We start from the raw sequence: 25,148 nt of genomic DNA on the forward strand, positions 1-25,148 counted from the left end.
TGTCGGTGGCGGGAGTTGATCAACTGCCGGGTTGATCGGGCCAGTTGGGTCAGCCGTTGGAGGTCGTGCGGCCGAAGCAGCGCTCCAGTTCGTTCAGGTCGTAGAACTTGCTGCCCTTGGAGACGGGACGGCAGCCGGTCTTGAACGCCGTCTCCTTCTCGTTGTAGAGCATGCGGACGAGGTAGGTGTTGCCCTTGCGGAACACGTCCCACTGGATGTTCGAGCCGAGCGGCGCGACGGCCGCGCCCCGCCACGGGTTGCTGCCGTAGGTGTACGGCTTGGCGGTGGTGACGCCCTTCGTGCTGCCGGGCAGGCCCATCAGCGCGGCCAGCGGGATGATCTCCTCGGCGTGCGTGAAGCGGAGTTCGGCGCCGAGGTCGCTCGTGCCGTCGCGCTTGGCCTCGGCCTTCTTGAAGAAGTCGTCGAGCAGGACGTTCGCCATCTTGTACGTGATGTCGCTGTCCGCGAAGCCCGGCCCCTTCTCGTAGAAGTCCTCGGCGTCGGAGATGTACCCGAACCAGTCGGCGTCGGCCGCCGAGATGTACCGGTCCATGCCCCAGCCCTTGCCGCCCGGGCTCTCCTCGCTCATCGCGGGGGCGATGGCGTACAGGTTGTAGACGGCGGTGGCGGCCTCGACGTCCGTGCCGATCGACGCGAACTCGCCCGCCGTGATCCGGTCCACGAACGCCGGCTTGAACAGCTTCCTCAGTACGTCGCGGGCGGCGCGGTGGGTCTTCGGCTGGTCGGTGACGGACTTCAGGGTGTCCGCGAGGCGCTTGTCGTTGGCGATGTAGTCGCGGTAGGCGGCCCCGCCGTCGGCCTTGTGGAAGTAGAGGAGGTCCTTGTCGGTGCGGGTCGCGCCGATGAGGGAGGTCAGGTCGGGGTCGGTCTGGGCGAGCGCGGCGCCGTAGAGGTTGGCGCTGTCGACCGCACGCCCCTGCCCCGAACTGACGACGTCGATGGGCTCCTTGTTCTTCGCGATCGACGCGAAGAGGGTCGGCAGCCGCTTCGCCATCCGTACGGCGGTGTCGTGGATCTCCTCCTTGCCGCGCGCGCTGAGGTTGCCGTAGCCGACGGTGCTCATGGCGGCTTCGAGGGCCTGCGCCTTCGGCCCGAACTCCCGGCCCTTGGGGGTGAGTTGACCCTCGGCCTGCGCCTTGTCGAGGAGCGCGAGGATCAGGTCGCCGTCCTCGCTGTCGGTCGCGGAACGGGACCCGTGCCGGGACACGTTCTCGGTGAAGACGGGGGTGAAGCCGGCGGGGACCTTCTGGTACGAGCGGGAGTTCTGCTCCGGCGCGTACACGGCCTTCGTGCCGTAGCTGTCGGTGTGGGCGTTGCCGTTGCCGGGGGCGGCCTGGGCGGCGAACGGGGTGGCCAGCAGCGCGGTGACGCCGAGGACCAGGGCGGGAGTGACACGTCTCATGAGGCGCATCGTTCGTGGGGGATGTGAACGGCGGGTGCACTGGGGGTGACTCTGAGGGCCTGGCTTTCGCGGCGTTTTGGCGGTGCTTGGCGGTGCTTGGCGGTGCTTTGCCGGCGCTTGTCGACTGTGCGGGGGGTCGGTGGAGGCTGGGGGTAAATCTAACCCCTGAGCATCCGGGTGACCGGTTAGAAACATGAGGGGTTCACGGCCGCGGCGTGCCGTCCGCCGGGGCGAACAGGTGGGCCATCGCCTGCCAGAGGGGCATCACGCGGGGGGTGGTGCGAGGGGTCCGCCGGGAGGGGGACGGCTGGGCGGTGCGGGCGTCCTTCGTGAGGGAGACGGCGGTGTGAGGCATGGCGGTTTCCTTCCGGCGAGTCGTCGACTTCGGCCTCGGCCTTCGGCCTTGACCTTGTGAGATCAACGATGCCGTCGCCGGGCCGCCGCCACGAGGGGGCGAGCTGCCCAGTCGGGGGTACAGCCGGCACCACCATCACGCTCGGCGACTGACGTCCCGCCGCTGCCCCGCCGTTGCCGGAGGCCGCGAAATTGGCGGGTGCTTCGACCACCCGCCGCCTAGGGTCGCCCGCATGACTCTCGCTTACGACTACAACGACGACTACGACCATGAGGTGCCCGGACACGGCCCCGCGCTGGTCCTCCTGCACTCCGGGGTGTGCGACCGAAGGATGTGGGACCCGCAGTGGCAGGCCCTGGTCGATGCCGGTTACCGGGTGGTGCGCCCCGACTTCCGGGGCTTCGGCGACACCCCGTTGCCCGACCGGCGGCACAACGACGCCGAGGACGTACTGGCCCTGCTGGACACCCTGGGCATCGAACAAGCAACCCTGATCGCCTCCTCGTACGGCGGAGAGGTCGCCGTGGAGATCGCCGCGCGCCGCCCGGACCGGGTGGCCGCCATGGCGCTGTTGTGCAGCGGGCTGCCAGGGCACCAACCCACCGATGAACTACGGGCGTTCGGCGAGCGCGAGGACGAGTTGCTGGAGGCGGGGGATGTCGACGGGGCCGTAGAACTGAACGTGGACACCTGGCTCGGGCCGGAGGCCGACGAGGCGGTCCGGGAGGCGGTGCGCGCGATGCAACGGCACGCGTTCGAGGTGCAGTTGGCGGCTCCCGAGGGGGCCGGCCGGAACAAGGTGGAGGTCGATCTGGCGGCGGTCAAGGCGCCGTGTCTGGCGCTTTCCGGCGGCCGCGACCTGCCCGACTTCCGACAGATCGCGGCCCGGCTGCCGGACCTGTTCGTCGACACCCGGCACGTCGAACTGCCCTGGGCCGGTCATCTCCCCAGCCTGGAAAGGCCGGTTGAGGTGACGGCCGTGCTGATCGACTTCCTGCGCGAGACACTCCCGGCCGCCGGCTGGAGGATGCCGACGGGATGAACTCCCTTGGTCGGGAGGTCAGTTGCCCTTGCGCGCCACCCCGCCGTAGATGCCGATCGGTGCGGCGCCGGGGGCGGGAGTCTCGTCCGGCCGCCAGTGGGTGACGCGGACCAGACCCGGGTCGACGAGGGTGAAGTCGCCGAAGAAGTCCAGGACTTGGGTATGGCCGCGGAGGTTGAGGGTGGCGGTGGCCCGGTTGTAGACGGAGGCCGCGTCGTGCCGCCCGTCCTCGTGGATGTCGCCGGTTGCGTGCGACAGGACGAGATAGGAACCGTCCGGCAGCGCGTCGCGCAGGGTGGCGACGATGCCGTACGGGTCCCCGTCGTCGGGCAGGAAGTGCACGACGGCGACCAGCAGTACGGCCACCGGTTGGTCGAAGTCGATGGCCTTGCGGACCTCGGGGTGGTCGAGGATCGAGCGGGGATCGCGCAGGTCGGCCAGGATGACGGAGGTGTCGGTGTCCTCCATGAGGGCCATGGAGTGGGTGCTGACGATCGGGTCGTTGTCGACGTAGACGATCCGCGTGTCCGGGGCGACGGCGTGCGCGATCTGGTGCACGTTCGGCTCGGTGGGCAGGCCGGTCCCGATGTCGAGGATCTGCCGTACCCCGCCCTCTTCCACGACGTGCCGGACGGCCTGGTGCATGAACCGCCGGTTGGCCCGAACCCCCTCCCGCACCTCGGGCGCCGCCTTGATGAACTGCTCGGCGGCCTCCCGGTCGACCTCGTAGTTGTCCTTGCCGCCGAGGAAGTAGTCGTACATCCGGGCCGGGTGGGGCTTGCTGGTGTCGATGATCAGTGGCTGCGCGCCACTGCCGTCCCCGCTGGGAGAGGTCATGAGGCCAGGCTCCGTCTTGAAGAGTCGCTGTCAGATCATCATCCTGACACGCCTGCCGTCGGGGTCAGGGCCACACCGGGCAATACGGTTCCCGAAGTTCCGTCGGCGGTCGGGGTGTTCTCACGCCCCCGTGGCCAGGCCGTGCGCGAGGAGGCTCTCGGCGGTGTCGGCGATGGTGTCGGCGACGGGGCGGGGCGTCCAGCCGAGGAGTCGCCGCGCCTTCGCGCCCGTGGCGTCGAAGTCCTGGCCGAGTTGCGGACGCAGCGCGCGCAGTCGGGGGTCGAACCGGCCGAGCAAGCGGGCCAGGGACAGGGGGAGTTCGCGCGTGGGCGCCTTCGCGGCGCGGTCGCCGAGCCGCCCGCGCAGGATGCGGGAGATCTCGACGGTGCGCAGGCTGCCGCCGGCGGAGGCGAGCCAGCGCTCACCGGCCGCGGCGGGGTCGGTCATGGCGCGCAGATGAAGGTCCGCGACGTCCCGCACGTCGACCCAACTCGATCCGAACGGTGGGCAGATGGCCATCTCGCCGTCGAGCATGCCGCGGATGATCCGCAGCGACGGCGGATCGTCGGGCCCGAGGACGGGTCCGAGCACACCGACCGGGTGCACGGCGGCGAGTTCGAGCCCGTCGCCCTCGTCCTGGACGAACCGCCAGGCCGCGCGCTCGGCGAGCGTCTTGGACCTCTGGTACGGCGGGATGTCGGCGTCGACGTTCGTCCAGTCGTCCTCGGTGAACGGCGTCGAGCGCGGCGGATGCCCGTAGCCGACGGCGCCGAACGCGCTGGTCAGCACCACCCGGCGGACGCGGGCGTCGCGGGCCGCCCGCAGCACCCGTAGAACGCCCTCGCGAGCGGCGTCGACCATCGCCTCCTCGCTCTCCGGCGCGTTCCGCAGTGTCGGCGAGGCGACGTGCAGCACGTACGCGCAACCGGCGACCGCCTCCACCCACCCGTCGTCACCGCGCAGATCGGCCCGTACGACGGTCAGCCTCGTGTCGTCGAACTCGGCCGCGGCGTGCAGGTGCGCGCGGAGCGTGGGCTCCCGCCCCGGATCACGCACGGTGGTGCGGACGTCGTACCCGGCGCGCAGCAGCGCGAGCACGCACCAGCTCCCGATGAATCCGGATCCTCCGGTCACCAGTACCTGTGTCATCGATGTCTCCTTGAGGCGTGACGCGTAGGCGAGTTGGGCATGAGCGGGGACTCGTCCCCCGGCGTCACGACAGCGCCATACCGGGGATGCGGGCCCGGATCGCTTCGAGTTCGGCCTCGTCGGACACGCCCTGCCAGTCGTGGCGAGGCGTGTACGGGGCCTCCAGCTCACGTACCTCGTCGCCGGTCAGCTCGACGTCGAGGGAGGCCACCGCATCGTCGATCTGCCGGATCGAGCCGGCCCCGACCAGGGGTGCGGTGACGACGGGCTGGTGGCGCAGCCAGGCCAGGGCGATCTGCGCGCGGCTCACGCCGTGTGCGGCGGCGACCTTCCCGACGGCGTCGACGATCGCGTGGTTGGACGCCTCCTCGGCGGGCGAGTAGAGCAGGTCGGCGTAGGCGCCGTCGGTGGCGGAACGGCTCGTGGACCGCGCGTCGTCCCAGGCGCGGGCCAGTCGGCCACGGGCCAGCGGGCTCCAGATGACCGTGCCGACGCCCTCGTCCAGGCACAGCGGGATCATCTCCCGCTCCTCCTCACGGGCGAGCAGGTTGTAGTGGTCCTGCATCGACACGAACCGCGCCCAGCCGTGCCGCTCCTGGAGGTGCAGCGCCTTCGCGAACTCCCAGGCGTGCATGGACGAGGCTCCGAGGTAGCGGACCTTGCCCGCCCTGACGAGGTCGCTGAGGGCTTCGAGGGTCTCCTCCAGCGGGGTCGCGTGGTCGTTGCGGTGCACCTGGTAGAGGTCGATGTAGTCGGTGCCCAGGCGGCGCAGCGAGTGGTCGACCTCGGTCATGACCGCCTTGCGGGACAGGCCGCGGCCGTTGGGCCCCGGGCGCATCGGGTGCCGGAGCTTGGTCGCGATCACCACGTCGTTGCGGTCGGCGAAGTCCTTGAGGGCGCGGCCGAGGATCTCCTCGCTGGAGCCGTTCGAGTACAGGTTGGCGGTGTCGAAGAAGTTGATGCCGGCTTCGAGGGCGTGCTTGATCAGGGGGCGGCTGGTCTCCTCGTCGAGGGACCACACGGGGTGGCCGCGGTCGGGTGCGCCGTAGGTCATGGCGCCGATGGCGACCGGGGAGACGTCGAGGCCGGTGCGGCCGAGTTTGATGTAACGCACGAGGGAGCTCCTACAATGGGGAACGAGAGCAAACGGAGAACTCTCCGGTTGACCCTTGTGACGTTAACGGAGAACTCTCCGGTTAGCAATCGGGCGACCGCCCGCCAGGGGGACGTATGCCAGGAGGACCCATGACCGACGCCGCGCCGCAGCGCTCCGACGCGCTGAAGAACCGGGAGGCGATCCTCCAGGTCGCCCACGACGCGTTCGCCGAGTCCCCCGGCGTCTCGCTCAACTCGATCGCCAAGCGCGCGGGGGTCGGCACCGGCACGCTCTACCGGCATTTCCCCACGCGGGAGGCGCTGATCCTGGAGGTCTACCGCCTCGATGTAGACCGCCTCGTCGGCTCCGTGCCGGAGGTCCTCGCCGCCCACACCCCGCTGGACGCGCTACGGCAGTGGTTCACCACCCTCGCGGCCTACGTCCGCCTCAAGCACGGCCTCGGCGACGCCCTGAACACGGCCGCCGCGCAGGAGGTCGTCAGCACGACGTCGGTCGCCGTCACCGCGGCGGTCGGCCGGCTCCTCGACGCGTGTGAACACGCGGGCGCGGTACGGCCCGGCCTCGACCCCACCGACGTGATCATGCTCCTGAGCTGCCTGTGGCGTACGCCCGACAACCCCGAGGGCGTGGCCCAGGCCGACCGCCTGATGGAACTCGCGATCGACGGCTTCCGGCCGTAGAACGCCTTCTGGGGGACGGTCAGTTCGACGCGCTCGGCGGTGACGCGAGGGCCGTGATCTCGCCGGACCCCCGCTCGATCAGCCGGGTCGGAATGGTGACGGCGCGAGTGGGTGACCGGTCGCCGTCCAGTCTGCGGAAGAGCATCTCGGCGGCCGTCCTGCCCAACTGCTCGACGTCCTGGGCGATGACGGAGATCCCCGGGCTCAGGAGGTCGGCCAGGGGGAAGTCGTCGAAGCCCACGTGGGCGACGGTGTCCTGGAGGCCGAGTGCGCGCAGGGCTCGCACGGCCCCTATGGTGACGAGGTTCTGGCTGGTGAACAGGGCGGTGGGCGGGTTCGGCAGCGCCAGGAGCCGCTCGGTCGCGGCGATCGCGGATTCCTCGCTGGCCCCGGTGTGCCGGACGATCTCGTCGTCGTACGCGATATGCGCGACTTCCAGGGCGTGCCGGTAGCCGTCGAAACGCTGGGCGGCGGTGGAGATGGTCGCGCGGTCGCCGAGGTAGGCGATGCGGCGGTGGCCGGCCTTCAGCAGGTGGTTGACGGCGGTGAGGGCGCCCTGCCGGTTGTCGGAGACGACGGTGTCCGCGTCCAACAGGCTCGGCTCGCGGTCGACGAAGACCAGGCAGGTGCCCGAACGCTGCTCGCTGATCAGATAGCTGTGGTCGCGGCCGGCCGGCACGATCACCAGGCCGTCGACCCGCCGGTCGACAAGAGCACGGGCCAACTCCCGTTCCCGGGCCGGGTCTTCGTCGAGGCTGCCGACCAACACGAGCACTCCGCGCTCACGCGCCACGTTCTCGACGGTACGGCTCAGGGCCGCCGAGAAGGGGTTCGCCGAGTCCTCGACGAGCATCCCGATCGTGGCCGTACGGCCGTCCCCGCGGCGCAGGCTGCTGGCGGTCAGGTTCGGCCGGTAGCCCAGTTTGTCGGCCGCCTCACGCACCCGGGCGGCGATGGCCGGATCGACGGTGGGCACCTCGTTGACCACGCGGGAGACCGTCTTGATGGCGACGCCTGCCAGTGCCGCCACCTCGCGCATGGTGGGGCGGCTGCGCGGGGACGGCGACGGCGGCTCGCCCAGGGTCATCGTTGTCTCCAACTGATTCCGCGTTACCGACTCGTTGCCGACGCATGTTTACCAGTGTCTTGACGCGCTCGTCCATACGGGACCACTATCCCGTCGAGTCAACGTTGTCTCAGCGTCGACCAAGGGCCGGCTCGAAAGGGATCACGCCATGAACCTCTCCTCCACCCAGATATCCGGCCTCCGCAGTCGGCGCACCCGCGCGGCAGCCGTCGGCGTCACCCTCTGCCTCGGCGCCACCCTCGCGGCCTGCGGTTCCTCCGACTCGGGCTCATCGTCGTCCGGCAGCGGGAAGGTGGGTGTGTCGCTGATCCTGAAGACGCTGAGCAACCCGTACTTCGTGAGCATGGAGAAGGACGCCAAGACGCAGGCCACCAAGGACAAGGTGAGCCTCACGGTGGCGGCGGGAACGTCGGACGGCGACACCCAGACCCAGATCACCGCCATCGACAACGCCGTCTCGCGCGGCGACAAGGGCATCCTGATCACCACCAACGGCGACGCGGTGAACACCGCGCTGAAGCGCGCCAAGCAGGCCGGCCTCTTCGTGATCGCCCTGGACACCGCACCCAACCCGGCGAACGTCGCGGACATCACCTACGCCACCGACAACGAGCAGGCGGGCAAGCTCGACGGCCAGTACGCGGCGGCGGCCCTGAACGGCAAGCCCGCGGTCATCGCCATGCTCGACCTGTTCAACAACCAGGTCGTCTCGGTGGACATCGACCGCGACCACGGCTTCCTGGAGGGCATGGGCATCGACCCGGGCAGCAAGACCGAGAACGGCAAGGAGGCCAAGTCCGGGAAGTACACCGGCGGTTCGGGCGGCACGTACAAGATCGCCTGTCACCAGCCGACCCAGGGCGCCATCGACGGCGGACGCACCGCGATGGAGAACTGTCTGTCGGCCAACCCGGACATCAACGTGGTCTACGCGATCAACGAGCCGGCGGGCGAGGGCGCGTACAACGCGCTGAAGGCGGCGAACAAGGAGAAGAGCGTCGCGATCTACGCGATCGACGGCAGCTGCTCGGGCCTGAAGAACGTCACCAGCGGCAAGTTCGCGGCCGACGCCGTGCAGTACCCGGGGAAGATGGCGGCCCTCGGCGTCAGCTCCATCGCGAAACTGGCCCGCGGCGGCAGCAAGCCCAGCGTCACCAACGGCAAGTCGTTCTACGACACCGGCACGGCGCTGGTCGCCGCGAAGGCCCTCGGCGGGCTGACGGTCCAGTCGCCGACGCAGGCCGCTTCCGCCTGCTGGGGGAGCTGATCCGGTCGGCCGCGTGGGCTGCCCCGTACAAGTACCGGCAGCCCACGCGCACCACACGAGCCCACCAGTCGTATGAAGGCCCGCACGAGGGACAGAACCGGAAGGACCCCCTGTGACCACCCACGTGGACAGTGAAGCCACACCGGCGCCGGCGGAGGACTTCCTCAACCGGCCCGCCACGCCGGCCCAGCGCATCCAGTCGGTGCTGCACCGTCAGCCGGCACTCAGCCCGGCGATCGTCCTGGTGCTCGCCGCCATCGTGTTCTCCCTCGTCAACGACCGCTTCTACGCGTTGCAGAACCTGTCGCTCGTCGCCCAACAGGTGGCCGTCATCGGCTCGTTGGCCGTCGGCCAGACCGTCATCATCCTCACGGCCGGCATCGACCTGTCCATCGGCGCGGTCATGGTGCTGGCCTCGCTGCTGATGTCGAAGCTCGTCGCGGACAACGGCGTGCCGGGCGTGCTGGCCCTGCTCGCGGGAGCGGCCGTAGCCATCGCCGCGCAGGCCGTCAACGGGCTGCTGGTGACGAAGATCAAGCTGCCGCCGTTCATCGTCACGCTCGGCACCCTCAGCATCTTCACCGCGATCACGCTCATCTACGCCAAGGGCCAGACCGTCTCTCTCCAGCCCGGCAACATCCTCATGTGGAGCGCGGACACCGTCTCCATCGGGCAGTTGAACCTGACCACCGGCGTCCTGCTCATGATCGCCCTGTACGCGGTGATCGGCTACGCGCTGCGCTACACCGCCTGGGGCCGGCACCTGTACGCCGTGGGCGACGACATCGAGGCCGCCCGGCTCGCCGGTATCTCCGTCAACCGGGTGCTGCTGAGCGCGTATGTGGTCGGCGGGTTCGCCATCGCGGTGGGCGCCTGGATCCTGGTCGGCCGGGTCGGCGGCGGCGACCCGAACAGCGGCCTCAACGCCAACCTGCAGTCCATCACCGCGGTCGTCATCGGCGGCACCAGTCTGTTCGGCGGACGGGGCGTGGTGCTCGGCTCGCTGATCGGCGCGCTCATCGTCCAGGTCTTCGTCAACGGTCTGGCACTGGCCGGGATCGACCCCAACTACCAGGTCCTGACGGTCGGCGTGCTGGTGATCGCGGCTGTCTCCGTCGACCAGTGGATAAGGAGTGTGAAGTCATGACGACTGCGCCCACCCCCGCCACCACCCCTGCCTCCACCCCCGCCCCTGTTCTTGAGGCGAAGGGCCTGGTCAAGGTCTTCGGCCGGGTCGTCGGCCTGAACGACGTCGACCTCACCCTCTACCCCGGCGAGGTCCTCGCCGTCATCGGCGACAACGGCGCCGGCAAGTCCACCCTGATCAAGTGCCTCTCCGGGGCGCTCGTCCCGGACCAGGGCAGCATCCTGGTCGACGGCTCCGAGGTGAACTTCAAACGCCCGCAGGACGCCCGCGAGGCCGGCATCGAGACGGTCTACCAGACCCTCGCGGTGGCCCCGGCGCTGGACATCGCGAGCAATCTGTTCCTCGCCCGCGAGATCCGCCGCAAGGGTGTGCTCGGCTCGGTGTTCCGCATGCTCGACACCGGCGAGATGAAGCGTCAGGCGGCCGACCACATCAAGCGGTTGGGCATCAGCACCCTGCAGAACATCAACCAGGCCGTGGAGACGCTCTCCGGCGGCCAGCGGCAGTCGGTGGCCGTCGCCCGGGCGGGTGCCTTCGGCGGCCGGGTCGTCATCCTCGACGAACCCACCGCCGCGCTGGGCGTCCGCGAGACCGGCCAGGTCCTCAAACTCGTCCGCGACCTGCGCGACCAGGGCCTCGGCGTCATCCTGATCAGCCACAACATGCCCAACGTCTTCGACGTCGCCGACCGCATCCACATCCAACGCCTCGGCGGCCGCGCCGGGGTCATCACCCCGCAGTCCCACTCGATGGAGGACGCGGTGGCCATCATGACGGGGGCGAAGAAGCTTGTTGCGGACGCCGGGTGACTGGTCGTGACGGGGGCGAAGAGGCTTGTTCCGGAGGCGGGATGGCGGGGCGTGGTGGGGGCGGGGCGACGGGGCGTGACGTAGGCGAAGGGGCTGGTCCCGGAGGCCGGGTGACGGACCATGACGCGGGCGAAGGGGCTGGTCCCGGAAGCCGGGTGACAGACAGGGGCGATACGGCGGACACGTACCGGATCGCCGAGGGCCGCCTCGGCGACGAACCCACCGTGACCGTCTCCGCACCGGACGGTGCCGTGCGCGTCGTCCTCGCCCTGCGCGGGGCGACGCTGCTGAGCTGGCGGGTCGCACGCGGAGCGGCCGGCCAGCCAACCGAACTGACCGAACTGACCGAACTCACGGACGGCTACCGCGACGAGGCGGAACTGCTCGCACAGGACGGGGTACGGGCAGGCCTGCTCGCCCCGTTCTCCAACCGCGTCGCCGACGGCCGCTACCACTACGGCGGCCACGATCACGACCTCCTGCCCGGCCGCACCGCGGACCGCACGGTCTACCACGGCTTCGCACGCGAGGCGCCGTTCAAGCTCATCGGGGTCGTTACGACGGCCGACTCCGCACGGCTGCTGCTGCGCACCACGAGCATCAGACCGGACAGGCACCCCGGTTACCCGTTCGCGCTCGACCTCGACGTGGAGTACACGATCGGCCGCCGCGAGCTGGGCATCGAGGTCCGGGCGACGAACGTAGGGGAGACGACAGCCCCCTACGCATCGGGCTGGCACCCGTACTTCACCCTGTCCCGCCCCCGTCCCGTCGACGACCTGGTCCTGCAGATCCCCGCCCACACCCTGATCCGCACGGACGCCTCCCTCATCCCCCTGCCCGGAACGGAGGCCCTGCTGCCCCTGGACCGCTGCCCCGACCTGGACTTCCGTACGCCCAGGAGGCTCGGCGACGCGGTCATCGACGCCTGCTTCGCGGACTTGACCCCCGGACCCGACGGCCGCACCGAGACGGTACTGAGCGACCCCGCGACCGGATCCGAACTCCGGGTGTGGCAGTACGGCGGCTACCTGCACGTCTTCACCGGCGACACCCTGGCCCGCGACCGCCGCGCCTCCATCGCCCTGGAACCCGTCGAGGTCCCCACGGACGCCTACAACCGTCCGGAACACGCCAACGCCTTGTCCCTGGAGCCCGGCGGGCAGCGGGGATTCCGTTTCGGGGTCACGTATCAAACATGAAAAAGGCGAGGCCCGAAGACCTCGCCCATCACCCACGAACCTTCAACTCACGGCCACACAAGGCAATACGGCTGATGCCCCGCCTCATGCAACCGATGGCTGAAGTCCTGCCATTCGTGCAGCAGTTGATACACATTGAACGCATCCCGAGGCCCGCCCCGATCCGGCACCGTCGACCAGATGAACGCCGCCGCGCCCACCGCCTCCTCGCCGATTCCGCGGAGGGGGTCGACGACCGTCATCGGGAGTTTGACGACCGCGTAGTCGGGGTGGAGGACCACCAGTTCCAGCGGGGGCACCTTGTTGAGCGGGACGCCCTCGATGCCGGTGAGGACCATCGCGGCCATCGTCTCCGGCTTGATCTTGGTGAACATGCCGTTCATCCCGAGCTCGTCGCCGCCGAGTTCCTCGGGGCGCATCGAGATCGGGACGCGGGCCGCGGTCGCGCCGTCGGGCGCGCCGAAGTATTTGTACGTCACCCCCACCCGACCACCATTCCTGCTCCCCGCCCGCAACTGATCGATCCGACGTTCGATACGGCGCTCGTCGCGATCCGTCTCATCCGAACCCACATGGGATCCACCGGACCCACCAGATCCACCGGATGCACCCGGCCCACCGGACCCGGGACCACTCTGCCGTGCCGCCTCCGCGGCCTCCTCCGCGTCGCGCCGGTGCTTCCCCCGCCGGGCACGCCGAGGACCCAGGTCGTCAGTCCCCTCGCCCAGTCCGCCACCGCGATGCATATCTCCACCCGACTGCTTTTCCAGGACGCGTGGCCCTCGCCGCGCAACCCGATCATCGTGTCAGTGACCTCCCCCACGGCCGCCCGCCGAAACGTGCGCTGAAACACCTGTCCGCAGGATCTGCGCAACCCCTGAACACCGGCGCCCGCATGAGCTGTGTGTCTCTGTATGTATCAGGTCCCAGTCTCGCAGACGGGTGGGGGCCCCTGCCCGGTCTCCCGCCGCCTACCCTGAGGAGGTCACTGAGTCACCGGAGCCCCAGTACATCCGAGAAGTCCGAGAAGCCGGAGAAGTCGCAGGTCATGACCGAAACGTCAAGCGGAACGCCCAGCGGAACGTCCAGCGGCGGGGCGAGCGGAGTGCCGCCTGCCCTGCCCTATCCCTACGACGCACCCGTCTCGCAGGCTCTCTTCGACCGTGCGTCGGTCGTCACACCGGGCGGCGTGAACTCCCCGGTGCGCGCCTTCCGCGCCGTCGGCGGCACACCCCGGTTCATGGTGTCCGGCACCGGTCCCTACCTGACCGACGCCGACGGGCGTGAGTACGTCGACCTCGTCTGCTCCTGGGGACCCATGATCCTCGGGCACTCCCAGCCCGACGTGATCGCCGCCGTCCACGACGCCGTCTCGCGCGGCACCTCCTTCGGCACCCCCGGCGAGGGCGAGGTCGCGCTCGCCGAGGAGATCGTCGCCCGCGTCGAGCCCGTGCAGCAGGTGCGGCTCGTGAGCAGTGGGACCGAGGCGACCATGTCCGCCATCCGGCTGGCTCGTGGGTTCACGGGCCGGCCCAAGGTCATCAAGTTCGCCGGGTGTTACCACGGTCACGTCGACGCCCTTCTCGCCGCCGCGGGCAGTGGCGTCGCCACCTTCGCGCTGCCCGACACCCCCGGCGTCACCGGCGCCCAGGCCGGCGACACGATCGTCCTGCCGTACAACGACCTCGAAGCCGTCAACGAGGCCTTCCATCGGCATCCCGGTGAGATCGCGTGCGTCATTACCGAGGCTTCGCCCGGGAACATGGGCGTCGTGCCGCCCGTCGCCGGGTTCAACCAGGGGCTCAAGGACGCCTGCTCCAAGAACGGCGCCCTCTTCATCTCCGACGAGGTCATGACCGGGTTCCGCACCAGCAGGGCCGGGTGGTTCGGGATCGACGGGGTCACTCCCGATCTCATGACCTTCGGGAAGGTCATGGGCGGCGGGTTCCCCGCCGCCGCGTTCGGCGGACGCGCCGACATCATGGCGCACCTCGCCCCCGCCGGGCCCGTCTACCAGGCCGGCACCCTCTCCGGTAACCCCGTCGCGACCGCCGCCGGCCTCGCCCAGCTGCGACTCCTCGACGACGCGGCCTACGACACGATCGACGCCGTATCGACGCAGATCCAGTCGCTCGTCACCGAGGCGCTCACCAAGGAAGGTGTCGCGCACCGGATCCAGAACGCCTCCAACATGTTCTCCGTGTTCTTCACCGACCGGAGCGTGCGCAACTACGAGGACGCCAAGGCGCAGGAGTCGTACCGCTTCACCGCGTTCTTCCACTCGATGCTCGCGAGCGGGGTCTATCTGCCGCCCTCGTCCTTCGAGTCCTGGTTCGTTTCCACGGCCCACGACGAACGGGCCATCCAGCGGATCGCCGACGCCCTCCCGGCGGCGGCCCGAGCGGCGGCGGAGGCCACGGCAGCATGAGCGACAACCCCATCAAGGACACCGGTGACATCACCGTTGTCCACGTCATGCGGCACGGCGAAGTCGCCAACCCGGAAGGGGTGTTGTACGGCCGGCTCCCCGGCTACCACCTCTCCGAGCTGGGCCGGCAGATGGCCGACCGGGTCGCCGAGCACCTCTCCTCGCGTGATGTCACGCACGTCGTCGCCTCCCCGCTGGAGCGCGCGCAGGAGACCGCCACGCCGATCGCCAAGGCGCACGGGCTCGACCTCGCGACCGACGGGCGGCTCATCGAGGCCGACAACGTCTTCCAGGGCAAGACCTTCGGGGTCGGTGACGGGGCGTTGAAGAAGCCCGACAACTGGAAGTACCTGGTCAACCCGTTCAAGCCGTCCTGGGGCGAGCCCTACGTCGACCAGGTCGTCCGCATGGTGGCGGCGCTGGACGCCGCCAAGGACGCCGCGCGCGGTCACGAGGCGGTGCTGGTCAGTCATCAGCTGCCGATCTGGATCGTGCGGTCGTACGTCGAGCGGCGCCGGCTGTGGCACGACCCGCGCAAGCGGCAGTGCACCCTCGCCTCCCTGACGACCTTCACCTACCGCGGCGACAAGATCGTGTCCGTCGGCTACACCGAACCGGCCCGCGATCTCGTCCCGGCCCATCTCCTCGCCGGCGCGAAGCCCGTCAAGGGCAAGGACAAAGCGTTCGGCGCCTGACAAACACGGGGTGACCACTCGTCAGGGGCAGGGCTCGTGACAGCTCTGTGACATTTGTTTCGCAACCCACATCGTTCTTCGTGAACTTTCTCGTCCGTCGCGTCCTCTCACAGGTAGACCACAGAGGACGCGACGGATGGGGAAGCAATGCGGAGTCTCACTCGACGGGGCGCGCTCGGAGTCGGTGCGGGCGCCGCGGCGGCCGTAGGACTCGCGGGGTGCGGGACGCTCGGCTCGGACGGTTCGAAGTCCTCCTCGGGCGGTTCCGGGAAGGGCTCCTCCGGCGGCCCCACCAAGTCCATGGAACCCCGGGCCAAGCCCATCGGTGACGGCTCCACCTCCTTCACCGGAGCCCAGCCCAAGCAGCCCACCAAGCCCGTTCCGCTGGAGCCGGGGCAGACCCCGCCGCAGTTCGTGATCTTCTCCTGGGACGGCGCCGGCGAGGTCGGCAACGGACTGTTCCCCCGCTTCCTCGACCTCGCCAAGCAGCACGGCGCGAGCATGACCTTCTTCCTCTCCGGCCTCTATCTCCTCCCCGAGTCGAAGAAGCGCCTGTATAACCCGCCGAACAACGCCCGCGGCGCATCCGACATCGGCTACCTCACCGACGAACACGTCAAGGCGACCCTGACCAACGTCCGCCGCGCCTGGCTCGAAGGCCACGAGATAGGCACCCACTTCAACGGCCACTTCTGCTCCGGCTACGGCACGGTCGCCAACTGGACGCCCCAGCAGTGGCGCAGCGAGATCGACCAGGCCAAGTCCTTCGTCAAGGAGTGGCGCACCAACACCGGCTGGCACGACCTGCCGTCCCTGCCCTTCGACTACGAGAAGGAGCTCGTCGGCGGCCGCACCCCCTGCCTGCTGGGCCAGGACAACCTGCTGCCCACCGCCCGCTCCCTCGGCTGGCGCTACGACGCCTCCTCGCCCGGCGGCCGCCAGGTCTGGCCCGTGAAGCGCAACGGCGTCTGGGACTACCCCCTCCAGGCCGTCCCCTTCCCCGGGCACAGCTTCGAGGTCCTCTCGATGGACTACAACATGCTGGCCAACCAGTCGGTCAACTCCACCAACGCGCCCGCCTACAACTACCCGGGCTGGCGTACCCAGGCCGCGCAGGCCTACATCTCCGGCTTCCAGCGTGCGTACGAGTCGAACCGCGCCCCCTTCTTCATCGGCAACCACTTCGAGCACTGGAACGGCGGCATCTACATGGACGCCGTCGAGCAGGCCTTCAAGCACATCGCCCAGCTGAAGGAGAAGGGCGAGGACGTACGGCTCGTCTCCTTCAAGCAGTTCACCGACTGGATCGACGTGCAGAAGCCCGAGGTGCTGGCCCAGCTGCGCACCCTCGACGTCGGCCAGGCCCCGGCCGGCGGCTGGAAGTCCTTCCTGGCCGCGAGCCCGAGCTCTTCCTCGTCGGCCACCGGAAGCGCTGCCTGAAACATCGCCTGAAATGCGGTTTTCCGCCCGCTGGGCGCCCTTGAGGGGGGCGCGCAAGATCCCCAGAACGGGCATGCGAAACTTTTCACATGAGTGCCGCCAGTCGCGCCCGTAGCCGCGCCGTCCTGTCGACCGCCGGCGTTGCCGTCGCCGCGTTGGTGCTGTCCGCGTGCAGCTCCGGAGGCACCTCCGGAGGTTCGGGCAACACCAACTTCATCACCGGCTCCGACGGCATCGCGACCGTCAAGAAGGGCGACCGCCAGGCCGCCCCCGACCTGTCCGGCAAGACCATCGACGGCAAGACCCTGAACACCGCCGACTACAAGGGCAAGGTCCTCGTCGTCAACGTGTGGGGCTCCTGGTGCTCCCCGTGCCGCGCCGAGGCGGACAACCTGGTCCAGGTCGCCAAGGCCACCGCGAACAAAGACGTCCAGTTCGTCGGCCTCAACACCCGTGACACCAGCACCGAACCGGCCGTCGCCTTCGAGAAGAAGTACGAGGTCCCGTACCCGAGTCTCTACGACCCGACGGGCCGGCTGATGCTCCGCTTCAAGAAGGGCACGCTGAACCCGCAGGCCATCCCCTCCACGATCGTCATCGACCGGGACGGGAAGATCGCGGCCCGCGCACTCCAGGCACTCAGCGAGGACAAGCTCCGCGAGATGCTCGACCCGGTCATCGCGGAGAAGTGAGCTGACGTGCTGCTTGCCGCCGCATCCACGGGCCTGAACCACACGGTCTACGACGGGGCCCTGCTGCTCGCCCTGCCGATCGCCGTGCTCGGCGGACTCGTCTCCTTCTTCTCCCCGTGCGTCCTGCCGCTCGTCCCCGGTTATCTCTCCTACGTCACCGGCGTCAGCGGCACCGACCTGGGCGAGGCCCGGCGCGGCCGGATGGTCGCGGGTGCCTCCCTGTTCGTCCTCGGTTTCACCGTCGTGTTCGTGTCCGGCGGGGCGCTGTTCGGGTACTTCGGGCAGACGCTGCAGGAGAACCAGGACGTCCTCTCCAAGACACTGGGCGTGCTCATGATCCTCATGGGCGTGTTCTTCATGGGGATGATGCCCTGGCTGACCCAGCGTGAGTTCCGGTTCCACAAGCGGCCGACGACCGGGCTGATCGGGGCTCCGCTGCTGGGCGCGCTGTTCGGCATCGGCTGGACCCCCTGCGTCGGCCCGACACTCGCGTCCGTGCAGGCGCTCTCCATGACCCAGGCGGGTGCCGGTCGCGGCGCCATACTGACCGTCGCGTACTGTCTCGGCCTGGGTGTCCCCTTCGTCCTCACCGCGGTCGCGTTCCGCAAGGCGCTCGGTGCCTTCGGCTGGGTCAAGCGCCACTATGTCTGGGTGATGCGCGTCGGCGGCACCATGATGATCGTGACCGGCGTGCTGCTGCTCACCGGCGCCTGGGACGCGCTGGTGCAGGACATGCAGAGCTGGTCCGACGGCTTCACTGTAGGGATCTGATCGATGAGCAAGACGACCGCCGACTCGCCCGCCGAGACGCCCCGGGCCGACCCCGCCGGCGACGACCAGGACCTCGGCGCCGCCGGCTCCCAGCTCTCCACGGCCCCCGTCGAGACGGCGATGCCCGGCTCCTTCGGCGGCAGCCGCAGGCCCGGCCTCACCGGCTGGCTCGCCTGGACCGGCCGTGAAGTGCTCGGCTGGGCGCGCTGGTTCTGGCGCCAGCTGACCTCGATGCGGGTCGCGCTGATGCTGCTGTTCCTGCTGTCGCTCGGCGCGGTCCCCGGCTCGCTGATCCCGCAGTCCGGCACCGACGCGCTGAAGGTCTCCGAGTTCCAGGACGCGCACAAGACGCTCGGGCCGATCTACCAGAAGCTCGGCCTCTTCCACGTCTACGGCTCGGCCTGGTTCGGCGCGATCTACGTCCTCCTCTTCGTCTCCCTCATCGGCTGCATCATCCCGCGCACCTGGCAGTTCGTCGGCCAGCTCCGCGGCCGCCCGCCGGGTGCGCCCAAGCGGCTCAACCGCCTTCCCGCGTACGCCACTTGGCGCACCGCCGCCGAGCCGGACGAGGTCCGCGAAGTCGCCCTCCAGGCGCTCAAGAAGCGCCGCTTCCGCGCCCACGTCGCCGGGGACGCGGTCGCCGCCGAGAAGGGCTACCTCCGCGAGACGGGCAACCTCCTCTTCCACCTCGCCCTGATCGTGATGCTGATCGCCTTCGCGTGGGGCCAGCTCTTCAAGTCCGAGGGCGACAAGCTGATCGTCGAGGGTGACGGCTTCTCCAACACCCTCACGCAGTACGACGACTTCAAGTCTGGGAACCTCTTCAGCGACGACGACCTCGTGCCGTTCAGCTTCAACCTGAAGAACTTCATCGGCACGTACGAGCGCACCGGCCCCAACCGCGGCACCCCGAGCACCTTCCAGGCCGACATCACCTACAGCCTCGGCGCGTACGGCAAGTCCGAGAAGCACACGATCAAGGTCAACGAGCCGCTGGAGATCGGCGACTCGAAGGTCTACCTCGTCAGCCACGGCTACGCCCCGGTCGTCACCGTCCGGGACGGCAAGGGCAACGTGGTCTTCCACCAGGCCGTGCCGATGCTGCCGATCGACTCCAACGTCACCTCGCAGGGCGCGATCAAGGTCCTCGACGGCTACAAGAACGCCCAGGGCGTCTCCGAACAGCTCGGTTTCGCCGCCCTGTTCGTGCCGACCTACGCCAAGGGCAGCGGCACGATGTTCTCCCAGTACCCCGGGCTCGACTACCCGGTGCTCAACGTGACCGGCTACCACGGCGACCTCGGCGTCAACTCGGGCATCCCGCAGAACGTGTACCAGCTGGACACGAAGAACCTGAAGCAGTTCAAGACCGCCAAGGGTGCCATCCTCAAGTCGCAGTTGCTGCCCGGCGAGACGATGACCCTGCCGAACGGCGCCGGGTCGATCACCTTCGACAAGCAGATCAAGGAGTGGGCGGGCTTCCAGGTCGTCCAACAGCCCGGCACCACCTGGGCCCTGGCCGGAGCCCTCACCGCGATCGTCGGCCTGGCCGGCTCCCTGTTCATCCAGCGCCGCCGCGTCTGGGTGCGGGCTACGCGCGGCGCCGACGGGGTGACGGTCGTCGAGATGGCCGGCCTCGGCCGCAGCGAGTCCGCGAAACTCCCCGAGGAACTCGGCGACTTGGCAGCGCTGGTGCACGACCGGGCCCCGACGAAGACGGACGAGGCTCCGGCGAAGACCGACGAGGCTCCGGCGAAGACCGACGAGGGCTCGACCAAGTCCGACACCGGCTCGACCAAGTCCGACCGGGGTTCGGCGAAGTCCGACGGGGCCCCGGTGAAGCCGGATGCGGGCTCGACCAAGTCCGAGACCGGCTCGCCCACGCCCGCCGCCGGCTCGGCGAGGTCCGACGAGGCCTCGGTGAAGTCCAAGCCCGGCTCGCCCACGCCCAGCACCGGCTCGACGAAGACTGCAGACGCCCCGAAGACCGCAGACGCCCCGAAGTCCAACGACGACCCGAAGACCCCCACCACCTCCGACGCCGACACACACGACTCCGACTCCGGCGTCGAACCGCCCGTACCCGCCGAAGGGGCTGAGAAGTGACTCTCGCCGCCGCAACCGACATCGCCTCCGTGACCAATCTGGCCGCCGCGACCAACGAGCACCTGGCCAACCTCAGCAACACGCTGATCTACTCCTCGATGGCCGTCTACACGCTGGCCTTCTTCGCGTACATCGCCGAATGGACCTTCGGCAGCCGCAGCAAGATCGGCCGTACGGCCGCCGCGCTGACCGGTAACGAGACGAAGAAGGCCGGCGCGCCCGCCGTCGCCGTCAAGAACGCCGGCGGTACCACCGTCCTGGAGCGGCCGAAGGTCGTCGTCCGGGCCGCGTCCGGCTCGCGTGACGTGCCGGACGGTCCCGGTGCGCACGGCGGGGACGAACAGGGCGACCTCTACGGCCGTATCGCCGTGTCCCTCACCGTGCTCGCGTTCCTCGTGGAGCTCAGCGGTGTTCTCGCCCGCGCGGCCTCCGTGGAGCGGGCGCCCTGGGGCAACATGTACGAGTTCAACATCACCTTCTCCACGGTCGCCGTCGGTGTGTACCTCACGCTGCTGCTGCTCAAGAAGAACGTGCGCTGGCTCGGCCTGTTCCTGGTCACGACGGTCCTCCTCGATCTCGGCATCGCCGTCACTGTCTTGTACACCGCCAGCGATCAATTGGTTCCCGCCCTCCACTCGTACTGGCTGTACATCCACGTCTCGACGGCGATCATCTGCGGCGCGGTCTTCTACGTGGGCGCCGTCGGCACGCTGCTCTACCTCTTCAAGGACAGCTACGAGAACAAGCTCGCGAACGGCGGCAAGCCCGGCGCCTTCGCCACCTCCGTGATGGAGCGGCTGCCCGCCTCGGCGAACCTCGACAAGTTCTCCTACCGCGTCAACGCGGCCGTCTTCCCGCTGTGGACGTTCACGATCATCGCGGGCTCGATCTGGGCCGAGTCGGCCTGGGGCCGCTACTGGGGCTGGGACCCGAAGGAGACCTGGGCGTTCATCACCTGGGTCGCCTACGCCTGCTACCTGCACGCCCGCGCCACCGCCGGCTGGAAGGGCCGCAAGGCCGCCTACCTGGCCCTGATCGCCTTCGGCTGCTGGATCTTCAACTACTACGGCGTCAACATCTTCGTCGGCGGCAAGCACTCCTACGCCGGCGTGTAAGCCGCAACCCGAAGCCTCAACCCGAAGCTGCAACCCGAGGCCGCAACTCCCTTACGGCAGAAGCCGGTTCCCGTGACCCAGGTCATGGGAACCGGCTTTCGTCGTCTTCTAGGCCGGCGGCAGGCAGTCCTTCGCAGGTGGCTTGTCCTCCGGCCAGGCGATCCTCACGAAGCGGGAGCCGCCCTGTGGGGTGAGTTCGACGATCGGTACGGCCTTGTCGTACGGGTTGCCGTGGACGTCCAGGCAGATCCAGCCGCTCGCGCCGTTCACCCTCAACGAGCCCTTCACCTGGGGCCATTGGAGGCCGACGTCGGACAGCGGCGGGATCTTCTGCTGGTCCGGGGTGGCCTCGCGGATGCCGTGGACCGCGAGGCGCATCGCGTCGTAGGCGATGATCGTCTGGCCGTCGTCGAGGGAGACCGGGCCGATCGGGCCGACGGGGGAGGTCTTGGCGGTGGTGAGGAGTTTGGTGAGGACCTGGGTGTCCAGGGGTGAACCGCCCGTCGCCGGGGGCTTGTTGACCCAGGCGGCCGGGTGGGCGAGGGAGGTGTAGCGGACGGCGACGCCGTGTTGGAGGGCGGTGCGGTCGAGCTTCTTGTCGCCGGTGAGGTACGAGCCCTCGTCGCCGGTGAGCACGGTGAAGGAGCGGGACTGGCAGCCGCGGCGGCCCAACGCGTTGATGAACTGGCGGAGTTGGGTGTGGCGGCCGGCGAAGAACACGGTGTTCAGCCTGACGTCCGTGTCGCAGATCAGGTCGGTGATCTGCCGGAAGGTGTTGGGCGTGCTGCCTTCCTGGCTGCGGTCGGCCGGCGGCGTGAACGGCCAGGAGCCGTACGGCGAGCCCTTCAGCAGGGTGGAGAAGGCCTGTTGGAGCGTCTTCGTGTACGGGTCGCCGGGCTTGTCGTAGACCAGGAGCGCCCGGTCGGCGGTCACCTTGGCGAAGGACGCGAGGGCGCGGGCCTCGTCCGTGTTGGTGGGGGAGACGCGGGCCAGGCCGGGGTAAGGGTCCTTGCCCTGCTGGCCGTTGGCGAGGTCGTCGGCGGTGATGGAGGTGCCGATGACCGGGACGCCGAGCCGGGTCAGTTTCGCCACGGCCTTCTTGTTGTTGTCGGTGCTGGTCCCTATCCCGGTGACCGCGCGCAGCCGGTCGGACGAGGTCGTCATCGTCACTATCCGGTCGACCGTCCGCTCCCAATAGGCGCCCGTGGCACCGGGGTTGGCGAGCACCAGCCGGATGTACGGGGTCTCGCCGTTGTCGTCGTGGTTGGCCTGGTACTGGGCGAGATAGGAGCCCTGCAACTCGTGCCGCACGTCGTTCACGGTGTCGGCGTCGGTCGCGGTGAACGGCTCGAAGAGCGCGACGGTGACATACGTGCCCGCCTTCAGCGAGCGGTTCTCGCGGGCCACCGCCCTGATGGTGTCGGCGAATTGACGCTGCCCGAAGTCGAAGGACGAGGTCGACACCCCCACGCACTCGCCGCTGTCCTCGGGCCGGGCCACCCCGGCCGCGCAGGAACGGTCGTCGTGCAGCAGGGTGCGGGTCAGCTGGACCAGCCCGAAGACCAGCGCGCCGGCGACCACGAGGGCCGTGTAGCGGTAGATCGGGATCGTCCGGATCCGCTGGAACACCTCGTGCAGCCACGCTCTCATCGCCCGCCCCCGTCTCGGTCGTCGCCAGCCGGCACCCGCAACGGGCGTCCGGCCAGGGCCAGTTCGGGCCACTGCTGGGCGGCCCGCCAGAGCGGTTCGCTGCCCGCGGGCCAGATGTTCGACAGCTGCTCCAGATCGAAGTGCATCCGCCCCGCGACCTCCTCGTCCGGCAGCACCAGCGGATCGGTCACCTGCCACACCGCGTGCAGCAGCCGCCGTACCGTCAGATGCAGGGACGGGTCCACGCCGGCCGGGGGATCCTCGGCCGCGTCCGTGCGGGCCAGCGCGACGGCCTTGCGGTGGTCGCCGGGGGCGCCGATGTCCCGGCCGTGCGGGTCGTGCGCGTGGTAGTAGGGCGCGGCGGTGACGAACAGCAGCGTCTCCAGCCAGGCGTACGGCGTGATCGTGCGGAAGGTGGTGCGCAGGTATGCGACCGCGTCCGCCGTGTCGCCCAGGGCGAGTTCGTGGTGCAGGCGGTAGCGGGCGCGGGCCGGGGTGTCCGGGTTGCCGGGCAGGCCGTCGTAGTGCGAGAGCAGGGAGCGGTGGACGGCGCGCCAGCGGCCGTGGTCGGCGTCGTCGAGGTGGAGGCGGAGGAGGAGCAGGGTGCGCAGGAAGGGGTCGCCGACGAAGTAGCCCTCGGCCGGGGGGAGTCCCTCCGCCGTGAGCTGGGTGCGCAGCCGGTTCACCCCGGCCGCCCCGAAACTGTCCCCGAGCCGTGCCTCCGCCAGCGCCCGCGCCGAGTCCCCGTCGTGCGCGGTGGCGAGCACGGCCAGCTCCTCCGCGAGCCCCGGCGGCACCAGCCGGTCGAGCAACTCCCGGTACACGGGCCGCCGTTCGTGCTCCACGTCCCCGTCCGGCTTCAGCCCGGCGGTCAGCAGCTCGCCCGGACTGACGGCTCCCGCGGGCCGGTTCTGCCGTACGGCCTGCCCGAGCACCGCGGCCCCCAGTGGATTGCCGGCCGTCAACCGGTGGATGGCGTACGGCAGTTGGGGCGGCACCTCGACACGCGTAGAGCCGGCGGTGTCGGCGGCGCACACGTCGGCGATGACGCGCCGCGCCTCCTCGGGAGTCAGCGCCGGCAAGGTCACCACCAGGGCCCGGGACGAGGGCGAGGCCCCCGGCACCCACCCGCTCCCGCGAGCCACCTCCGGCAGCGGATGCCGTACGGCGTCCGGCAGTTCGGGGTGACGACGGCCGCGCAGACCGGCGAAGAAGACCACCTGGTCACTGTTGCCGTCGGCACGCTCTCGCAGGACGGCCTTCATCAGCCCGGGCCCCGGCCCCGACTGGACATTGTCGACCAGCACGACCGGCCGCCCCACCCGGCGCATCCGCTCCCACCGGCGCCCGTAGGTGTCCGTCAGATCGGCCAACAGGGCGCGCAGCAACCAGCGTTCGGCGTCCGCGCGGGAGGTGCCGTCGGCGCGGAAGTCGCGGGCGATCTCGATCAGCCCGCGCTTGGCATCACCGCTCGCGCCCGGGTAGGCGCTGTACCACTCGGCGCCCGCCTTCAGTAGCCCGTTCGGAGTCCACACCAGGTCGAAGAGGGTGTCGAGGGTCGCCTCGATGACGGCCTGGCCGACCGGCCCCGTACCCGACAGATTCGCGATCAGCCGGGACGCGACCTTGCCCGCCCACCCCTGCGCGATCACCGCCCAGCGCCGCGCCGGGTCGCTCAGCAGCAGGATGCGCCGGGCCTCCTCGCGGGCGCTGTCCTCGTCCCGCGAACCCCAGCCGGTGGCGCACACGGCCAGCAACCCGGCCTCCAGCCGCGGGAAGTCGATGCTCCCGGCGCCGCGCACCACCGGCTCCCGCAGCTGCTCCGCGACGGTCGCCAGCGCCTGCCACACCGGCGACCAGGTCGCGGCGGGGCGCCCGTCCGGCCGCCGGGTGAGCCGGTCGGCCTCGCAGTCGATCAGCGCGACCGGCGTGTGCCCGCGGTACGCGGTCCGCAGCTCGGCCAGCGCCATGCTCTTGCCGAGTCCGCGCGCGCCCGCGAGCACCACGAAGGGTGGTTCCGGGTGTTCGTACGGCGAGGTGAGCAGCTCGTACGGCCGCAGGCCGATCAGGCGCGAGGCGAGACCGGGCGGCTGTGCCTCGAACAGCGCCCCGCGTCCATGCAGCCCTCTCCCCACC

The 25,148-nt window shown here is 69.8% G+C and carries 22 protein-coding genes; 13 read left to right on the forward strand and 9 right to left on the reverse strand.

The genetic code is table 11. From position 1 onward, the window contains the following. Positions 1-49: 49 nt before the first annotated feature. Together ACIBK4_RS00315 and ACIBK4_RS00320 are read right to left on the reverse strand one after the other, a co-directional pair. Complete coding sequence (locus ACIBK4_RS00315) at positions 50-1,423, reverse strand: histidine-type phosphatase (RefSeq protein WP_398990658.1); 1,374 nt, start codon at positions 1,421-1,423, stop codon at positions 50-52. Between the two features lie 202 nt (positions 1,424-1,625). Then, positions 1,626-1,778: a hypothetical protein gene (locus ACIBK4_RS00320; protein ID WP_398990660.1), complete on the reverse strand. Its 153-nt coding sequence runs from the start codon at positions 1,776-1,778 to the stop codon at positions 1,626-1,628. A gap of 232 nt (positions 1,779-2,010) precedes the next feature. Here ACIBK4_RS00320 and ACIBK4_RS00325 point away from each other — a divergent pair, with 232 nt between their 5' ends. After that, entirely contained in the window at positions 2,011-2,820 is an 810-nt protein-coding gene (locus ACIBK4_RS00325; protein ID WP_398990663.1) for an alpha/beta fold hydrolase, read from the forward strand. Positions 2,821-2,838: 18 nt separating this feature from the next. On the opposite strand, the gene ACIBK4_RS00330 is transcribed toward ACIBK4_RS00325, so the two are convergent. The 3 genes from ACIBK4_RS00330 to ACIBK4_RS00340 all read right to left on the reverse strand — a co-directional run bounded on the left by ACIBK4_RS00330 (position 2,839) and on the right by ACIBK4_RS00340 (position 5,920). Further along, positions 2,839-3,657, reverse strand: coding sequence for an SAM-dependent methyltransferase (locus tag ACIBK4_RS00330; RefSeq protein ID WP_398990665.1), 819 nt, complete (start codon positions 3,655-3,657; stop codon positions 2,839-2,841). A 120-nt stretch (positions 3,658-3,777) separates the two neighbouring features. Then, positions 3,778-4,806 carry an NAD-dependent epimerase/dehydratase family protein gene (locus tag ACIBK4_RS00335; RefSeq protein ID WP_398990667.1) on the reverse strand — a complete coding sequence of 343 codons (1,029 nt, stop codon included), beginning with the start codon at positions 4,804-4,806 and terminating at the stop codon, positions 3,778-3,780. A gap of 64 nt (positions 4,807-4,870) precedes the next feature. Next, positions 4,871-5,920: an aldo/keto reductase gene (locus ACIBK4_RS00340; protein ID WP_398990669.1), complete on the reverse strand. Its 1,050-nt coding sequence runs from the start codon at positions 5,918-5,920 to the stop codon at positions 4,871-4,873. 131 nt (positions 5,921-6,051) lie between these two features. On the opposite strand from ACIBK4_RS00340, the gene ACIBK4_RS00345 reads away from it, so the two are divergent. Then, positions 6,052-6,603, forward strand: a complete 552-nt coding sequence (locus tag ACIBK4_RS00345; protein ID WP_398990671.1) for a TetR/AcrR family transcriptional regulator — start codon at positions 6,052-6,054, stop codon at positions 6,601-6,603. Between the two features lie 19 nt (positions 6,604-6,622). On the opposite strand, the gene ACIBK4_RS00350 is transcribed toward ACIBK4_RS00345, so the two are convergent. After that, on the reverse strand, positions 6,623-7,690 hold the full coding sequence (locus ACIBK4_RS00350; protein WP_398990673.1) for a LacI family DNA-binding transcriptional regulator: 1,068 nt from the start codon (positions 7,688-7,690) through the stop codon (positions 6,623-6,625). Between the two features lie 148 nt (positions 7,691-7,838). On the opposite strand from ACIBK4_RS00350, the gene ACIBK4_RS00355 reads away from it, so the two are divergent. The 4 genes from ACIBK4_RS00355 to ACIBK4_RS00370 all read left to right on the forward strand — a co-directional run bounded on the left by ACIBK4_RS00355 (position 7,839) and on the right by ACIBK4_RS00370 (position 12,115). Continuing rightward, a complete protein-coding gene (locus ACIBK4_RS00355) occupies positions 7,839-8,957 on the forward strand; it encodes a substrate-binding domain-containing protein (RefSeq protein ID WP_398990675.1) in 1,119 nt (372 codons plus the stop codon). A gap of 112 nt (positions 8,958-9,069) precedes the next feature. Beyond that, positions 9,070-10,104, forward strand: a complete 1,035-nt coding sequence (locus tag ACIBK4_RS00360; protein ID WP_051801147.1) for an ABC transporter permease — start codon at positions 9,070-9,072, stop codon at positions 10,102-10,104. Next, the gene (locus ACIBK4_RS00365) at positions 10,101-10,913 is read left to right on the forward strand and encodes an ATP-binding cassette domain-containing protein (protein ID WP_398990678.1); all 813 of its coding nucleotides are present in this window, start codon (positions 10,101-10,103) and stop codon (positions 10,911-10,913) included. Before ACIBK4_RS00360 ends, ACIBK4_RS00365 begins: the two co-directional genes overlap by 4 nt. 155 nt (positions 10,914-11,068) lie before the next feature. Beyond that, entirely contained in the window at positions 11,069-12,115 is a 1,047-nt protein-coding gene (locus tag ACIBK4_RS00370) for an aldose 1-epimerase (protein WP_398990680.1), read from the forward strand. 47 nt (positions 12,116-12,162) lie between these two features. Here ACIBK4_RS00370 and ACIBK4_RS00375 read toward each other — a convergent pair whose 3' ends face one another. Then, a complete protein-coding gene (locus tag ACIBK4_RS00375) occupies positions 12,163-12,861 on the reverse strand; it encodes a hypothetical protein (RefSeq protein WP_398990682.1) in 699 nt (232 codons plus the stop codon). A 371-nt stretch (positions 12,862-13,232) separates the two neighbouring features. Between ACIBK4_RS00375 and hemL the strand changes: the two genes are divergently transcribed. From hemL to ccsB, 7 genes are all read left to right on the forward strand, one after another. Beyond that, complete coding sequence (gene hemL, locus ACIBK4_RS00380) at positions 13,233-14,543, forward strand: glutamate-1-semialdehyde 2,1-aminomutase (RefSeq protein ID WP_398992883.1); 1,311 nt, start codon at positions 13,233-13,235, stop codon at positions 14,541-14,543. Next, positions 14,540-15,238, forward strand: a complete 699-nt coding sequence (locus ACIBK4_RS00385; RefSeq protein ID WP_398990684.1) for a histidine phosphatase family protein — start codon at positions 14,540-14,542, stop codon at positions 15,236-15,238. Before hemL ends, ACIBK4_RS00385 begins: the two co-directional genes overlap by 4 nt. A 147-nt stretch (positions 15,239-15,385) precedes the next feature. Then, a complete protein-coding gene (locus tag ACIBK4_RS00390) occupies positions 15,386-16,678 on the forward strand; it encodes a hypothetical protein (protein ID WP_398990686.1) in 1,293 nt (430 codons plus the stop codon). An 89-nt stretch (positions 16,679-16,767) separates the two neighbouring features. Beyond that, positions 16,768-17,370 carry a TlpA family protein disulfide reductase gene (locus tag ACIBK4_RS00395; RefSeq protein ID WP_398990688.1) on the forward strand — a complete coding sequence of 201 codons (603 nt, stop codon included), beginning with the start codon at positions 16,768-16,770 and terminating at the stop codon, positions 17,368-17,370. Positions 17,371-17,379: 9 nt separating this feature from the next. Further along, complete coding sequence (locus ACIBK4_RS00400; protein ID WP_398992885.1) at positions 17,380-18,141, forward strand: cytochrome c biogenesis CcdA family protein; 762 nt, start codon at positions 17,380-17,382, stop codon at positions 18,139-18,141. Between the two features lie 3 nt (positions 18,142-18,144). Further along, positions 18,145-20,247 (forward strand): cytochrome c biogenesis protein ResB, encoded by a 2,103-nt coding sequence (locus ACIBK4_RS00405; protein WP_398990690.1) that lies wholly within the window; start codon positions 18,145-18,147, stop codon positions 20,245-20,247. Then, on the forward strand, positions 20,244-21,362 hold the full coding sequence (gene ccsB / locus ACIBK4_RS00410) for a c-type cytochrome biogenesis protein CcsB (protein WP_398990692.1): 1,119 nt from the start codon (positions 20,244-20,246) through the stop codon (positions 21,360-21,362). Before ACIBK4_RS00405 ends, ccsB begins: the two co-directional genes overlap by 4 nt. A 108-nt stretch (positions 21,363-21,470) precedes the next feature. Here ccsB and ACIBK4_RS00415 read toward each other — a convergent pair whose 3' ends face one another. Further along, positions 21,471-23,012: a hypothetical protein gene (locus ACIBK4_RS00415; RefSeq protein ID WP_398990694.1), complete on the reverse strand. Its 1,542-nt coding sequence runs from the start codon at positions 23,010-23,012 to the stop codon at positions 21,471-21,473. Beyond that, complete coding sequence (locus ACIBK4_RS00420) at positions 23,009-25,147, reverse strand: hypothetical protein (RefSeq protein ID WP_398990696.1); 2,139 nt, start codon at positions 25,145-25,147, stop codon at positions 23,009-23,011. Before ACIBK4_RS00420 ends, ACIBK4_RS00415 begins: the two co-directional genes overlap by 4 nt. Position 25,148 lies beyond the last annotated feature (1 nt).

This window comes from Streptomyces sp. NPDC050528 (assembly GCF_044457795.1).
Lineage (GTDB): Bacteria > Actinomycetota > Actinomycetes > Streptomycetales > Streptomycetaceae > Streptomyces.